This window comes from Francisella salina (assembly GCF_000219045.1).
GTDB classification, from domain to species: Bacteria; Pseudomonadota; Gammaproteobacteria; order Francisellales; family Francisellaceae; genus Francisella; species Francisella salimarina.
Window position 1 is genome coordinate 856,483 of the sequence record NC_015696.1, and the last position, 15,416, is coordinate 871,898.

Here is a 15,416-nt window from a genome sequence, read left to right on the forward strand (position 1 = left end):
CCTTAATTTCTTAGTGGTTTGCCAGTTTCTAGCATATATTTCATTCTAGCTTCTGTTTTCTCAGATATCGCAAGTTCTTTGAAGTTTATTAGCTCTCTTTCTAGTAGCCAATCTTCCGAAACTTCAGTATCTTTTTCTATCTGACCGCCACACATAGTATCTGCTAAATTTACTGCAATTTTATAATCATGTTCAGATATTTGATTACCATCACGCATATTTACTAATAAAGCTTTGATTGTAGCGATACCAGTTTCACCAAATACAGGGACTTTTTGTTTCAGAGGTGGTTGATAACCAGCTAGAGCCATAAGTTGAGCTTTTTTAATTGCTACAAGTAGGATCTCTTTAGTATTCATTACGATTATGTCATCATCACGCAAAAAGCCCATTTCTTTCGCTTCATAAGCACTTTTTGCAACTTGAGCAAGAGCAAGGCTCTTATAGCGACTCTCGAAGTCTTTCCAGTGATCTTGAGCTTGAGATGCTCTAATAGCCATTTCTTTTGAACCGCCCCAACCAGGGATAATTCCCACAGCAGCTTCAACAAGACCAATATAGCTTTCATACGCAGCAACAGCAGTATCACTATGTAAGATAGTTTCACAACCACCACCAAAAGCAAAGCCTTTCACAGCTGCGACAACAGGTATTTTGCTATAGCGTAATTTTTTGCTGATAATTCTATGACCTTTACGGATTACCTCTTCGATAGCAGCTTCGCCATTCATTGCAAATTTGATACCAAATTCTTCTAAGTTGGCACCTACCGAAAATACATCTTGCTCTTGCCAAATAACAAGACCATCAAGATTTTCTTCAGCATAGTTGATAGACTCGGATATACCATCTAAAACATCATCGCCAATAGCACACATTTTGCTCTTAAATGAGAGTATTCCTATATTGTTATAGTCATTAATTTGCCATAGTTTGACACCATCATTTTCATACAGTGTTTGTGTTGCTAAAGTACTAGTATGTTCAACTATATTATCAGCGAATAGTTGACGCTTATAAACATCTAGGCTATCACGAGATATTAGGGTTTTATCCTTAAAGCTAAACTCTTTATTATTTTGATAAACACCGATATCAAGAGTATCAATCCAGCTAAATAGAGTATTTTTTGATAATGCCTTACCAGCTGAAATATCATCTTTTAGCCAACTAGCTACTTTGTGCCAACCAGCAAGTTGCCATATCTCGAAAATACCTTGTTTCCAACCAAACCCCCAACGAATTGCTAAATCCATATCTTTAGGGAAATTTGATATATCCCCAACTAGATGAGCAGCATACAAAAACATTTCTCTAAAAGTTGCCCACAAGAATTGAGCTTGGGGATTATCGCTATTACGCAGATCTTCCAGTTTTTTGCTCCAATCTCTCTCAGCTAGTATATCTAAGACTTCTTTATCAGCTTTTTTATCAGAAGGACGATATTCTTTTGTATCTAAATCAAGTACTTTGATACCGTCAGACTCTTTGATATATAAGCCTTTTTTAGTTTTTTGACCAAGTGAACCTGAGTTAATTAGGTTTTGAATCCAGCTAGGTGTGTTGTATAGTTTTTGCCAACCATCTTCGAGATTATCTTTCATAGTTTCAACAACATGAGATAATACATCTAATCCAACCAAATCAACAGTTCTATAAGTAGCACTTTTTGCTCGCCCTAGTTTTTTACCAGTTAGTTCATCCACAATTTCTAAAGGGATATTCATCTGCTCTGTATAGTAGCAAGTGACTAGCATTGAAAAGACACCTAATCTATTAGCGATAAAATTTGGTGTATCTTTTGCGCGAATTATACTTTTACCAAGTTTTTCAACTAAGAATGTTTCTAGTTTATCCAAGATTTCAGAATTAGTATCTGCATGAGAGATTAGCTCAACTAAAGGCATATAGCGCGGTGGGTTAAAAAAGTGTACACCACAGAAATTAACTTTGAGATTCTCTGGTAATACCTCAGCTAGTTTTGTGATACTCAAGCCAGAAGTATTTGATGCTAAAATTGCATTTTCTTTGATGTGAGCAGAGATTTTAGAGTAAAGACTCTCTTTGATATCTATACGTTCGGCTACTGCTTCTATGATTAAGTCACAATCTGCTAAAAGTTCAAGATTATCCTCATAATTTGCAGGAGTAATATATTTGATAGAATCTTTTGAACCAAAAGGTGCTGGGTTAAGTTTAGTAAGTTTTGCTAGTGAATCTTCAATAATAGCATTAGCGCTACCTTGTTGCGATTTTAAATCAAATAATACAACGGGGAATCTAGCATTTGCAAAATGAGCGGCAATTTGAGCTCCCATAGTTCCAGCACCGAGTACTGCAATTTTATCAATAGCTTTACGCTGTGATTTATTTTCTACAGGTTCTAACTTATTTGCTATAGTGCTACTTGAGGTATTGCTACTTTCTCCAGCTTGGAGATATTCTTCGCCAAAAACTTTAAGATAACCACGCATAGCATCTTCTTTTGACATACCTTTAATCGCATCCCAAGCCATCCACTTAGCTCGTTCAACCATTTTCAGTGCAGAAGGTTTTTTAGTATTATTATCACCTTCTTTTACTTGTTTATAAAAAGCATAGAGCTTTAGCTTTTGGCTATTATCAGGTTTGAAATCAATAGTTGCATCACGAACAGCTATCAACACTTCTTCAAACTTTTTCTCTAACTCTGTCATATTTTCCTCCCGATGTTGGTTTATACATCGTTTTTAGATTCCGTTATTTAAACGAAATGACATTGGTACATATTATTTTTCGCTATTTTTTTGCCATTCTGGGTGAGCATTTTTAGGTCCTAAAGCATAATCGTCAAACTCATCTGTTTGAATTATATTATTAACCTTTGTAAGCATCTCATTAGCAATATCTGCCTCTTGTTGAGAGATTATTTTATTCTCTAAAGCTATTTCAATAGAGTCTTGCCAGCTTGCTTTTGGTAGCTTAGCAGTTTTGATAGCATCAATAATTTTTTTCTTAATAGGTTGTGTAGTTAGTGATGCAAGATAAGCATTCTCAACTCTACCAATTGGATCATTATCATCATTTGGTATATAGCACTTATCTTTCATCCATTGTCTTGTATCGCTATTGCTGACTAATGATTTACAAATTTGTGCTTCAAGCTTGTCAGATGGTCTTCTGAATTTTTTACCGTAAGGAAAAACAAAAAGCTTCATCTTGGTAGCAAATATTCTATTTGGGAAATTTCTAAATAAGTCTAACATTGCTTGTTGAGCTTGATATAGACAGTGCTGAATACTCCAGTCAACATAGATATCATCACTTTGAGGTTCGCCTGTGTCCTTATAGTATTTCAATACAGCTACAGCCATGTATAGATAACTCATGATATCTCCCAAGCGAGCAGATAATCTTTCTTTACGTTTTAGGCCTGCACCTAATACTGTTATTGAAATATCATTGACATAAGAATAAGCAGTACTCATATGTGAGATATAGCGATAGTAACGCTTAAATTTAGAAGGATAGCTAGGAGCAGTGAAACCACCACTTAAACCATACCAGAGAGTACGTGAGCCATTTAGAGCCATGTATTTAAAATGACCTTTGAAATTGTCTGTAAATTGTTTTTCATCCTCATTCATTAGGCTTTCTATCTCGTTACGAATATATGGATGACATTTCATCGCACCTTGACCAAAGATCATTAGATTTCGAGTCATAATGTTGGCACCTTCAACTGTTATGCCAATAGGAGTTGCCATATATGGAATAGCTAGATAGTTATTTGGACCCATAATGATTGCTCGACCACCATGGATATCCATAGCATTGTTGATAGTTGTACGTCCCATCTCAGTTAGATGATATTTTGCAATTGCAGATGATACAGATGGTCGCAAACCACTATCAACAGCAGAAACTGTGAATTGACGAGTAGCATTGGCAATATAAGCAAGTCCTGCAGTTTCAGCTAGTTTTTCTTGAACTCCTTCAAATTGAGCAATAGGAACTTTGAACTGTTCACGCACACTTGCATAAGCTGCTGTCATTACAGCTGACATTAATGTGTTGGCTGTACCACATGCTGGCAATGAAATAGCTCTACCTATAGATAAGCACTCAACTAGCATTCGCCAACCCTCACCAGCCATTTTTTGTCCGCCGATTATCCAGTCAATTGGGATAAAGACATCTTTAGCTTTGATATAGCCATTCATAAAAGCTTGACCTAGAGGAAAGCCACGTCTACCAATTTCTAAACTTTTGTGATTATATGGTAGTAGGGCGCATGTTATACCTTCATTACCTGTTTCACCAAGTAAACCATCAGGATCTTGTAGTTGAAAAGCTAAACCAACTAGAGTGGCAATAGGAGCTAATGTAATATAACGTTTGTTGATATTTTTTAGTTTGATACCTAAAGTTTTTTTGCCATTGAACTCTTCATGGCAGACAACACCATAGTCAGGTAATGAAGTCGCATCAGATCCTGCTGTTGGTCCTGTTAAAGCAAAACATGGTATCTCTTGACCAGAGGCTAATCTAGGTAGATAGTGATCTTTTTGCTCATCTGTACCATAGTGAACTAGAAGTTCACCAGGCCCGAGTGAATTAGGTACCATTACAGTGATTGCTGCAGTGACACTTTTGGTTGCTAGTTTCATAACCACTTCTGAGTGAGCTGCTGCTGAGAAGCCTTTACCACCGTATTCTTTGCTAATAACTAAACCTAAAAAGCCTTTTTCACGCATGTATTTCCAAGCTTCAACGCTTAGATCTTTGTCTTGATAATTAATCTTCCAATCATCAATTAGCCTGCATAACTCGGTTGTTTCATTATCTAAAAATGATTTCTCTTCAGCTGTTAGTTCAAATTTCTTTAAACTATGTAACTTATTAAAATCAGGTTTCCCTTGAAATATATCTTGTTCAAACCAGTTATCACCAGCGTTTAGGGCAGTTTGTTCAGTTTGAGAAATACTAGGAGTAGCCTTTTTTGCAATATTATAAATTTTGTTGAACATCTTTAGCTCCTTAAGCAAAAAGCTGTTTAGTTATTTATTTTCATATTTTTCAGCATATTCTTTTTGTAATGCATTTACATCTATTTTTCCAACAGTATTTTTAGGTAACTCATCTATGAAAATTATTTTTCTAGGTAATTTATAATGAGCTAATTTAGTTTCACAGTATTTAAAAATTTCTTTTTCAATAAGTTTTTTGTCATTTTTTAGTACAACAAAAGCAACTGGCATTTCACCTGTTTCGTTAGAGTGTCCTTTGATAACTGCTGCATCCTTAATCTCTTCTTTTTCAGTTAATACTAATTCAACTTCTTTAGGAAAAACATTAAAGCCTGAGACGATAATCATGTGTTTAATGCGTCCTGATATTACTAGGCGACCTTGCTCATCAAGATAGCCCATATCGCCAGTTTTAAGCCAACCATCCTCAGTGAAGTGCTCTCTATTAATCTCTGGAAGACTCCAGAATCCCGGTGACTTTTGTGGGCCTGCCACCCATATCTCTCCTGTTTCACCTTGTGGTAACTCACTACCTTTATCATCATAAATTTTGATATCAGTATTTGGCAGTGGAAATCCAACACTACCACTGAAATCTTCCTCAAGTAACGAGTTTACAGTTACAACAGGCGACATTTCTGATAGACCATATCCTTCTTTAATATTTACACCGGTGATTTTTTTCCACTCGCTAGCTACAGCTTCGGATGTTGACATGCCACCACTTATTGAGAGCTTGAAATTAGGGAACTTACTTTGTCTAAATTTTTTATTGTTTAATAGAGCAATATAAAGAGTATTTACAGCAAATATAGTTGAGAAATTACTTTTTCTCATTTCAGCAACTAAGCTTTTGATATCTTTAGGATTAGGTATAAGTATTTGAAAGGCTCCAGAACAGTAAAAAAGAAATAGATTAGCAGTTAAGCTAAATATATGATAAATCGGTAGGGCAGTTAAGACAATTTGTTCACTAAGTTCGATATCAAAGCCCTCTGTCCAAGCTTTCACTTGATAGATATTTGCTACAATATTCCTATGTAGAAGTATTGTGCCTTTAGGCGTGCCTGTTGTACCGCTAGAGTATTGAAGTGCAGCTATATCATCAGACTTTAATTCAATATTTGTATAGTTTGGAGTGTAGTCAGATTTTAGAGCATCTGTAAATGTATCAAACTTATCTTTTGAATATTTATCTTTCATACCTTTGATATATTTTACTACAAAGGAGATTATTTGTTTTTTTGGAGTAGGATAAAGATCAGCAATATCTGTAACCATTTTATATTTTAGATCTTCACATTCATCAGCTATAGCTTCGACATTATGCGCAAGTCCAGATAATACAATTACTCCTTTAGCTTTTGAATCTTGTAGGATTCCTTTGACTTCTCTACTTGTATAGAGTGGGTTTATATTTACAAAAGCACAACCAAGTTTTACCAAAGCGAAAATAACAATTGGGAACTGTAATAAATTAGGCAGCATAATGGCAATATGGTCGCCTTTTTGTAATTTCCATTTGTTTTGTAAGAATCCTGCGAATTTATCAGAATAGCTGTTAATCTCGTCAAAAGTTAGTTTTTCACCGTGACAGCTAAGGGCATTTTTATCGTTGAAGCTTTTAGTAGCTTTTTCAAGCATATCTTTTAGAGTAATATTAGGGATATCTATATTCAGAGGAATCTTGTCGGGATAGTTTTTTGTCCATGGCTTAGTAATCATAAAGACCTCCTGATATCTTATAACTTGTTTGTTTTTATTATCTTTATACTATTCTTGCACTCCAGTTGTTTCTTATAAAATAATATAATTTATAGTTAAATATTATATGTTATTTAAGCGTATTTATATAATAATCATTCTTAATCGATTATTTTTATGATTTATACACCAATGTAATTTATAATAATGATAACGTTAATTGAATCACTATTTTTATGAAAATTTATCATAATCCAAAATGTTCAAAATCACGTCAAGCAAAGCAAGTTTTGGATCAAAACAGTATCAATTATGATACTCATTTATATTTAGATAATCCTTTGACAGTAAAAGAGATCGAAGAATTATTGGCAAAATTGAAACTTTCTATAACAGATATCATTCGTACTAAAGAAGCTATTTGGAAAGCGAACTTTAAAGATGGTGAATTCACCAATGATGAGCTTATACAAATAGTAGCTAGCAATCCTAAGTTATTAGAGCGACCGATTATTGAACACAATGACTTTGCTGTAGTGGCAAGGTCTGACGAGAAAATACAAGAAATATTAAATACGTACTAGTTTTGTGTTAGTATTTGAAAGATGAAATTCTATCAATAGGAGATTTTTTTATGCATAAAATATTTTATACATTCACAGATGAGGCACCAGCTTTAGCGACAGGTTCATTTTTACCGATAGTTGAGAGCTTTACTAAAGTTGCTGATATCGAGTTAGAAACAAAAGATATATCTTTAGCAGCGCGTATATTGGCTAACTTCAATGATTGTCTTACAGATGAGCAAAAGTGCTCTGATAATCTAGCAATACTTGGGGAGCTAGCGAAAACTCCAGATGCTAACATTATCAAGCTTCCTAATATTAGTGCATCAATCCCTCAACTTACTGCAGCTATCAAAGAGCTTCAGTCAAAGGGCTACAAAATTCCAGACTATCCATTTGAGCCAAAAGATGACGAAGAGCAAGAAATTAAAGCTCGTTATGCAAAAGTCTTAGGTAGTGCGGTAAACCCTGTCTTAAGAGAAGGTAACTCGGATCGTAGAGTTGCAGATGCAGTTAAAAAGTACGCTGAAAAACATCCACACTCTATGGGTGCATGGACAAAAGATTCTAAATCTCATGTCGCTAGTATGGCAGATAATGATTTTTATGCTAATGAGAAATCTTATATTGTACCAAAAGCAACTAAGGTTAAGATAGTTCATACAGATACTAAAGGTACTCAAACAGTACTTAAAGATAATCTTGCTTTAGAAGAAAAAGAAATTATTGATGCTACTAAGATTTCAATAAAAGCACTAAGAGAGTTCTACAAAACTGAAATCGCTAAAGCTAAAAAAGAAGGTACACTACTATCACTTCATCTAAAAGCTACAATGATGAAAGTTTCTGATCCAATATTATTCGGCCATGCAGTAGAGATTTTCTTTGAAGATGTTTTCAAAAAGTATGCTAAAGAATTTAAAGAGCTTGGTGTGAATCCTCGCAATGGTTGGGGTGATGCAGTAGAAAAAATTAAGCAACTACCTCAAGATCTTCAAGATAAAATCAATACCGATATCGAAAAGGTATTTGCTAAGCAACCTGATATTGCGATGGTTAACTCTGACAAAGGTATTACAAACTTGAATGTCCCAAGTGATGTGATTATCGATGCTTCTATGCCTGCAGCTATTCGCTCATCTGGTCAAATGTGGAACAAAGACGGTAAGCTTCAGGATATGAAAGCTATGATTCCTGATAGATGTTATGCAGGTGTATATGCCGCAACTATCGATTTCTGTAAAGAAAACGGTGCTTTTGATGTTGCTACTATGGGTGATGTTTCCAACGTTGGTCTGATGGCTAAAAAAGCAGAAGAATATGGCTCTCATGATAAGACATTTGAAATTCAAGCAGATGGTAAAGTAGAGGTTATTGATATTGAAGGTAATGTAATACTCGAGCATCAGGTTGAGAAAGGTGATATTTGGAGAGCTTGTCAGACTAAGGATATCGCAGTTAAAGATTGGGTTAAACTAGCTATTAATAGAGCTAGAATTACTCAAAATCCTGCGATTTTCTGGTTAGATTCAAAAAGAGCGCATGATAGAAATTTAATTGCTAAAGTTAATGAATATAAAGTGTTGCATGATACTACTGGTCTAGATATCCAAATTTTAGCGCCGATAGAAGCTACAAAATACTCTTTAAAGAGAATGAAAGAAGGCAAGAATACAATTTCAGTAACTGGTAACGTTTTGAGAGATTACTTGACAGATTTATTCCCTATCTTAGAGCTTGGTACTTCTGCTAAGATGCTTTCTATTGTGCCTCTTTTAGCTGGTGGTGGATTATTTGAAACTGGAGCTGGTGGTTCTGCACCTAAGCACGTTGAGCAACTTATCGAAGAAAATCATTTAAGATGGGATTCTTTAGGAGAGTTTTTGGCGTTAGGAGCTTCATTAGAAGACCTAGCAATCAAAACTAGAGATCCTAAAATCAAGGTATTAGCAGAAGCATTATCTCAAGCAAACCAAGACTTCTTGGATAATGATAAATCACCAAAACGTAAGGTAGGTGAGCTAGATACGAGAGGAAGTCATTTTTATTTGGCCTATTATTGGGTTAAAGCTTTAGCTGAGCAAACTGGTAATGCTGAAATTAAGGCTAGATTTGAACCAATTTATGCTGAGCTAAAAACTAATGAAGATAAAATTGTCAAAGAGCTTAACGACGCTCAAGGTAAAAAAGTAGATGTTGGTGGTTATTACTTTATGGATAGTGATAAGCTAGCAAAAGTAATGAGACCAAGCAAAACTTTAAACTCAATTTTAGCTAAGCTATAGTCCTTTATTAAGTCAATTATTTCTTATTCATGGTATAATTCTTTACTAAGAATATGCAATTTCTACCATAAAATTATGAAATTTAAAACGCTATTATCGTTATCAGAGCTTTTTTGGAATATTTTTAAAGATATATTAGTTTTATTATTTTTGGCTATTTTTGTACTTGTGAGTAGGGTCGTGATGATTTTTATGAGATTAATTAATAAGATTCTAAAAGTTACAGGTATCAAGAAGCGTTTAATGCAGTAGCATGAATACGAATAAAACTTTATTTAATGATTATCTTAATCAGATACCAACTAAGCTTCGTGGTAAATTTATATCAGCTATAAAAAATAACAAGCTTCCAAGACAGCAAGTACTGAATGATTTGCAGCTTTTGGCTGAGCAAGCTAGCCAAAAGGTTTTGCCTAAGATAACTTATCCGGATCTTCCTGTTGCTGAAAAAGTAGATGATATAAAAAAGCTTATACAAGATAATCAAGTTATAGTTGTAGCAGGAGAGACAGGTTCTGGTAAGTCAACACAATTGCCTAAGGTATGTCTTGATTTGGGGCTAGGCAAACGCGGATTAATTGGACATACTCAACCGAGAAGACTTGCTGCAAGATCTATTGCTAGTAGGGTTGCTACTGAGATTGGTGATCAATCAAAAGTGTCTTTTAAAATACGTTTTTCAGATCAAACTTCTGAAAATACTTTAATCAAAGTGATGACAGATGGTGTGTTACTATCTGAAATCAAGAATGATAAGTTTTTATCACATTATGAGGTTATCATTATTGATGAGGCTCATGAAAGAAGTTTAAATATTGACTTTCTACTTGGTTGTATAAAAAAGATATTACCATATAGACCTGATTTAAAAGTAATCATTACCTCAGCAACTATAGATCATCAGAAGTTTATAGATTATTTTCAGAATGCTAAAGATATTACAATTAGTGGTAGAACATACCCTGTTGAAATCCGTTATCAAAATGATGAGGATTTTGAAGAGTTTTCATTACAAGAGAGAATATTGTATGCTCTTGATGAACTTGGCAGAGGAGATGTTTTAGTTTTTTTGCCTACAGAAAGAGATATTCATGAAACATTGGCATATTTAAATAAACAAGATCTTAGATTTACAGAAGTTTTACCTTTGTTTTCGAGATTATCAAATAAAGATCAAAACAAAATATTCAACCCAGAAGGATCTATACGTAGGGTTATTTTAGCAACTAATGTTGCAGAAACATCTCTGACAGTGCCGCGCATAAAATATGTGATAGACTCAGGCTTAGCGCGAATAAGTAGATACAGCTATCGCACCAAGGTACAGCGCCTACCGATAGAGAAAATATCTCAAGCAAGTGCTAATCAAAGAGCTGGTCGCTGTGGTAGATTATCAGCTGGTGTTTGCATACGTCTATATAGTGAGGAAGATTTTAATAATCGTAAAGAATATACCGATCCTGAGATTTTACGTACTAATTTAGCGGCTGTTATTTTGCAGATGTTGTTTTTAAAATTAGGAAGTATTCAAGATTTTCCATTTATAGATTCGCCTGATTCAAGATTTGTTAAAGATGGCTTTAAGCTCTTGTTTGAATTACGAGCTATCTCCGAGCTTAATTATTCAAAGCCTAAAATTACTGATGATGGTATCAAAATGGCAATTATGCCTTTAGATCCTAAGTTGGCAAAAATAATTATAGAAGGTTATAGACAAAATACTCTTAAAGAGATTGTCTCAATTGTTAGCTTTTTAAGTGTACAGGACCCGCGTGAGAGACCTTTGAATTTTCAGCAAAAAGCTGATAAAAAACATGCTATTGATAAAGATAAATCTTCTGATTTTATAGCGATTTTAAATTTGGCAAATAGACTTAATTCTGATTTAAAAGGTTTATCAAATAGAGAAAAAAAAGAGTATTTTAAAAAGAATTTTATTTCACCAGTCAGATTTAATGAGTGGAATGATATTTATCGACAAATTGTTGAAGTTGTTCATCAGTTTAAATGGAAATTATCATCAAATGAAAAGCTTGATTATGAAAACCTACACAAAGCCATAGCCAGTGGGTTTTTGAGTAACATTGGATTTAATTATGAAAATGCTGAGTATCTAGGAGCCAGAGGGCTCAAGTTTTTTATATTCCCTGGATCTTCTCAGTTTAAGGCAAAGCCAAAGTGGTTGCTTTCATCAGAAATAGTTGAAACTACCAAGACATACGCTCGGAATGTTGCAAAAATAGAGCCTGAATGGTTAGAGGATTTAGCGGAGCATCTTATCAAAAAGCATTATGACGAGCCTATTTGGAGCAAAAAGCGTAGAGCTGTTGTAGTTAATGAAAGAGTAACTCTTTATGGCTTAGAAATAGTTTCAAAAAGATCTGCGCAATATGCTAAGATAAATCCTCAAGAGGCTAGAGAAATATTCATTCGAGAAGCTCTTGTAAGAGGTGACTTTGATTCTAAAGTGTATTTCTATCAGCAAAATCTCAAGCTTATAAATCAAGTTGAAGAGCTCGAAAACAAATCACGCCGAAAAGATATTTTGGCTGATGAAGAGGTAATGTTTGCACATTATGATAGCTTTATCCCAGATGATGTTTGTAGTGGTGCAACATTTGACAAATGGTTAAAGTCGGTCACAAAAGAGCAGCAAAAGGGCTTTATCTTTGATATAGAAAGTCTAATGCAGCATGATGCTAAAGAAATTACGCAACAGAAGTTTCCAGATGTTTTGACTGTTGGAGATATGCATTTGCCATTAGAATATCACTTTGACCCATTGGATGAGAGGGATGGTGTAACAGTTACTGTACCAATAGTTTTTATCAATGATATAAGCCCTACTGTTTTAGAGTGGGGAGTCTATGGTTTTTTGTATGACAAGATTGTCGCTTTGTTACGTGCTTTACCAAAAAATATTCGCAAAAATTGTGTGCCAGTGCCAACTTATGCTCAAGCTATATTTGAATCAATAGATTTTGATAAGGATAGGTACTCTCCTTTGAAGTCTGTTATTGCTAAACATATTACGCGAATAGTGGGTTTTGTGGTAGATGAGACAGTGTGGCAGGATGGGGAGTTGGAGAAACATCTCGTGCTGAATGTAAAAGTTGTTGATGAGCAAGGTAAAACACTAGCAGTTGGTAAGGATATTCATATATTAAAGCAAAAGCTTAAAAACCTTGTAGCTAAACCAAGCCAAGAAGTTGATGAGATGGTTTATTATGATTGGGATTTTGCAGATATTGCCATGACTAGTCAAATCAAAGAGTACGGTATAACGGTCAAAGTCTATAATTGTCTGGAGGAGTATAAAGATGGTGTGAGGCTATCTTATAAGGCAACATTCGATGAAGCCAAGCTATGTATGCAAAAGTCTTTGAAAAGGTTAATTAAACTACGCTTACAGAATCAGTTATCAAAAAATATCAAAAGTAATGACCTAACAAGCTTATCAATGTCGTTAAAACTAAGTGACTCAAAAGATAAAGTGATTGATAAAGCTATAGATTTGAGTTTTTTTGATAATATTGAATTGCCATATACCAAAGCAGATTTTGAAAAATTCTATGCTTTGGGGATGCAGAACTTTGCTTTAAATAAAACCAAAGTTGAAGCATTGCTTTTAGAAATAACAAAGTCTAAGTCGCAGCTTGAAAAAAAACTTAATGTTAAAAAAATACCACTTAATTTTATCGAGCTTTTTACAGATGTTAGGAGTGAGTTTACTGAGCTTTTTACAGATGATTATATCTCTCAACCCGTAGAGTTTTTACAGAGGTATAAATATTATCTTCAAGCTTTAGAAAATAGGTTAGAAAAAGCTAAATTAAATCTCCAAAGAGATCGAGGATATCAAATAGAGGTTGATGAGCTAAGATCTAAATTAGCTAAAAAAATAACAGCTAATCATATTGGTAAAAGTGAGTTTGTTGTTGTAAAAATTTATAATTTAATACAAGAGCTATGGATATCATGGTATTTGCAGAGTGTTAAGACTATCGAATCAGTATCATATAAGAAAATTTTAGCTTACATAAATGAGATATAGTTATGATACTTTGATATAATTAATAAACTATAGGTATTATTTTTGCTTTATGAAATATTTGTACGATAAGAGAGTTCTTAATTTTGCAGTGATTATAGTTCTGACTATTGTGACTGTTAACTGGACTTCTTATATTTTTAAGCAAGATGTTAATACATATCTTCTACTTACGCTTATTTTTTTGAGATGCTTAGCATCATTTTTACTTCTGCGTGACTACATGGCTAGTTGGCGTAAGTCGACACAGAAGACCTTTTTGCGTAAGGTGTTTATTAATGTTCCAGTGTTTTTTATCGTTGCTTTTGCCTTTTATGGTCAGGTTAGATTTGCGCTTATTTTCTCTGAGTTTCTATCTTATGTATTTTTAATCAATTTGAGCGTATATTTTTATTGGTACCTTACAAATAGAAGTCAAATAGAGAAAACAAAAACAGCTGTTATTTATGGGGCGGGTGCAGCTGGAACAAAAATAGCCCAAGAGTTATCGGCGACAGGTTATCGTATCAAGTTTTTTGTTGATGATGATAAGGCGCTACAAAAGAGAAGTATTGATGGCAAGAGAGTTTTATCAAGCTCGAAATTGCGTAAAGAGCTACGTTCTTCAAGGTTTGACTTGTTAGTTGTTGCACTGCCTAAGAGTGCTAATCATATAGTTAAGAAAATTTATAAAAAACTAGAATCAAACTTTAATCAGATTAGGATTATGCCTCCTCTTGAAGATGTACTTCAAGATGAAAGTTTTATGTCACAACTAAAGCCTGTTTCAGTATATGATCTTCTATCAAGAGATTCTAAGAGCCTTGATCAAAAATCTATCTCAAAATTTATCAAAGATAAAGTTATCCTAGTTACAGGTGCTGGTGGCAGTATAGGCTCTGAGATTGCTAGACAGTGTATTAAGTATGAGGCAAAACAGATAGTTTTACTTGATCATGGCGAGTTTAATTTATATAAGATTACAGAAGAATGTCATGGATATAATATCAAAAGTATCCTATGCTCAGTATGTGATCGAGAGTCATTTGCTAAAGTTTTTAGTAAATATTCGCCAAATATAGTTTTTCATGCAGCGGCATATAAACATGTTCCTTTGGTTGAGGAGAATATATCTAGAACTATCAGAAATAATATTCTAGGCACAAAAAATGCTATAGATTTAGCTATTGATTCAGGGGTTGGCTCATTTATCTTGATATCTACAGATAAAGCTGTGCGCCCAACTAATGTTATGGGAGCTACTAAAAGGGTTTGCGAGTTATACTTACAAAATGTTGATTCAAAAAGTACCAAGCTTGCTGCTGTTAGGTTTGGTAATGTGCTAGGAAGTAGTGGTAGTGTTATACCAAAATTTGAAGAGCAAATTCGAAACGGTGGTCCTGTTACTGTCACTCACCCAGAGATTACAAGATATTTTATGCTTATTCCTGAGGCTTGTGAATTGGTATTGCAAGCTGGTGCAATTGCCAAAAACTCAGAGGTTTTTGTGTTAGATATGGGTCAGCCTGTCAAGATATTAGATCTTGCTAAGCAGTTTATTAAACTATCAGGTAGAGATGATATTGGTATCGAGATAATAGGACTGCGTCCAGGTGAAAAGTTGTATGAAGAGCTACTTATTGATGAAAATGATATTAGTACTGAGTACAAAGATATTTTCATTGGTAGAAGAACATATTATGATATCAAAGTGTTAGAAAGTGATCTTCAAACGTTGTTTCAAGAGCGGCCAAATAAACAGCTCGTATTGCTAAAAACAATAGTTCCAGAGTTTGATCATAAATTGAATGGGTAGATGGTT

Annotated in this window: 8 protein-coding genes; 5 read left to right on the top strand and 3 right to left on the bottom strand. The window is 34.2% G+C overall.

Translation table 11 applies throughout. The features are described 5' to 3' along the window. Nucleotides 1-2: 2 nt before the first annotated feature. The 3 genes from F7308_RS04160 to F7308_RS04170 all read right to left on the bottom strand — a co-directional run bounded on the left by F7308_RS04160 (nt 3) and on the right by F7308_RS04170 (nt 6,734). Nucleotides 3-2,696 carry an acyl-CoA-binding protein gene (locus F7308_RS04160; RefSeq protein WP_013922599.1) on the bottom strand — a complete coding sequence of 898 codons (2,694 nt, stop codon included), beginning with the start codon at nt 2,694-2,696 and terminating at the stop codon, nt 3-5. Between the two features lie 72 nt (nt 2,697-2,768). Next, nucleotides 2,769-5,009 carry an acyl-CoA dehydrogenase gene (locus F7308_RS04165; protein ID WP_013922600.1) on the bottom strand — a complete coding sequence of 747 codons (2,241 nt, stop codon included), beginning with the start codon at nt 5,007-5,009 and terminating at the stop codon, nt 2,769-2,771. Between the two features lie 30 nt (nt 5,010-5,039). After that, nucleotides 5,040-6,734: a long-chain-fatty-acid--CoA ligase gene (locus tag F7308_RS04170; RefSeq protein ID WP_013922601.1), complete on the bottom strand. Its 1,695-nt coding sequence runs from the start codon at nt 6,732-6,734 to the stop codon at nt 5,040-5,042. 215 nt (nt 6,735-6,949) lie between these two features. Between F7308_RS04170 and F7308_RS04175 the strand changes: the two genes are divergently transcribed. The 5 genes from F7308_RS04175 (at nt 6,950) to F7308_RS04190 (ending at nt 15,410) form a co-directional block, all read left to right on the top strand. Continuing rightward, a complete protein-coding gene (locus F7308_RS04175; RefSeq protein WP_013922602.1) occupies nt 6,950-7,297 on the top strand; it encodes an arsenate reductase family protein in 348 nt (115 codons plus the stop codon). A gap of 50 nt (nt 7,298-7,347) precedes the next feature. Next, nucleotides 7,348-9,564 (top strand): NADP-dependent isocitrate dehydrogenase, encoded by a 2,217-nt coding sequence (locus tag F7308_RS04180; RefSeq protein WP_013922603.1) that lies wholly within the window; start codon nt 7,348-7,350, stop codon nt 9,562-9,564. 75 nt (nt 9,565-9,639) lie between these two features. Beyond that, entirely contained in the window at nt 9,640-9,816 is a 177-nt protein-coding gene (locus tag F7308_RS10170; protein WP_013922604.1) for a hypothetical protein, read from the top strand. A gap of 1 nt (nt 9,817) precedes the next feature. Beyond that, nucleotides 9,818-13,618 (top strand): ATP-dependent RNA helicase HrpA, encoded by a 3,801-nt coding sequence (hrpA, locus tag F7308_RS04185; protein WP_013922605.1) that lies wholly within the window; start codon nt 9,818-9,820, stop codon nt 13,616-13,618. Between the two features lie 49 nt (nt 13,619-13,667). Beyond that, entirely contained in the window at nt 13,668-15,410 is a 1,743-nt protein-coding gene (locus F7308_RS04190) for a polysaccharide biosynthesis protein (RefSeq protein ID WP_013922606.1), read from the top strand. Nucleotides 15,411-15,416 lie beyond the last annotated feature (6 nt).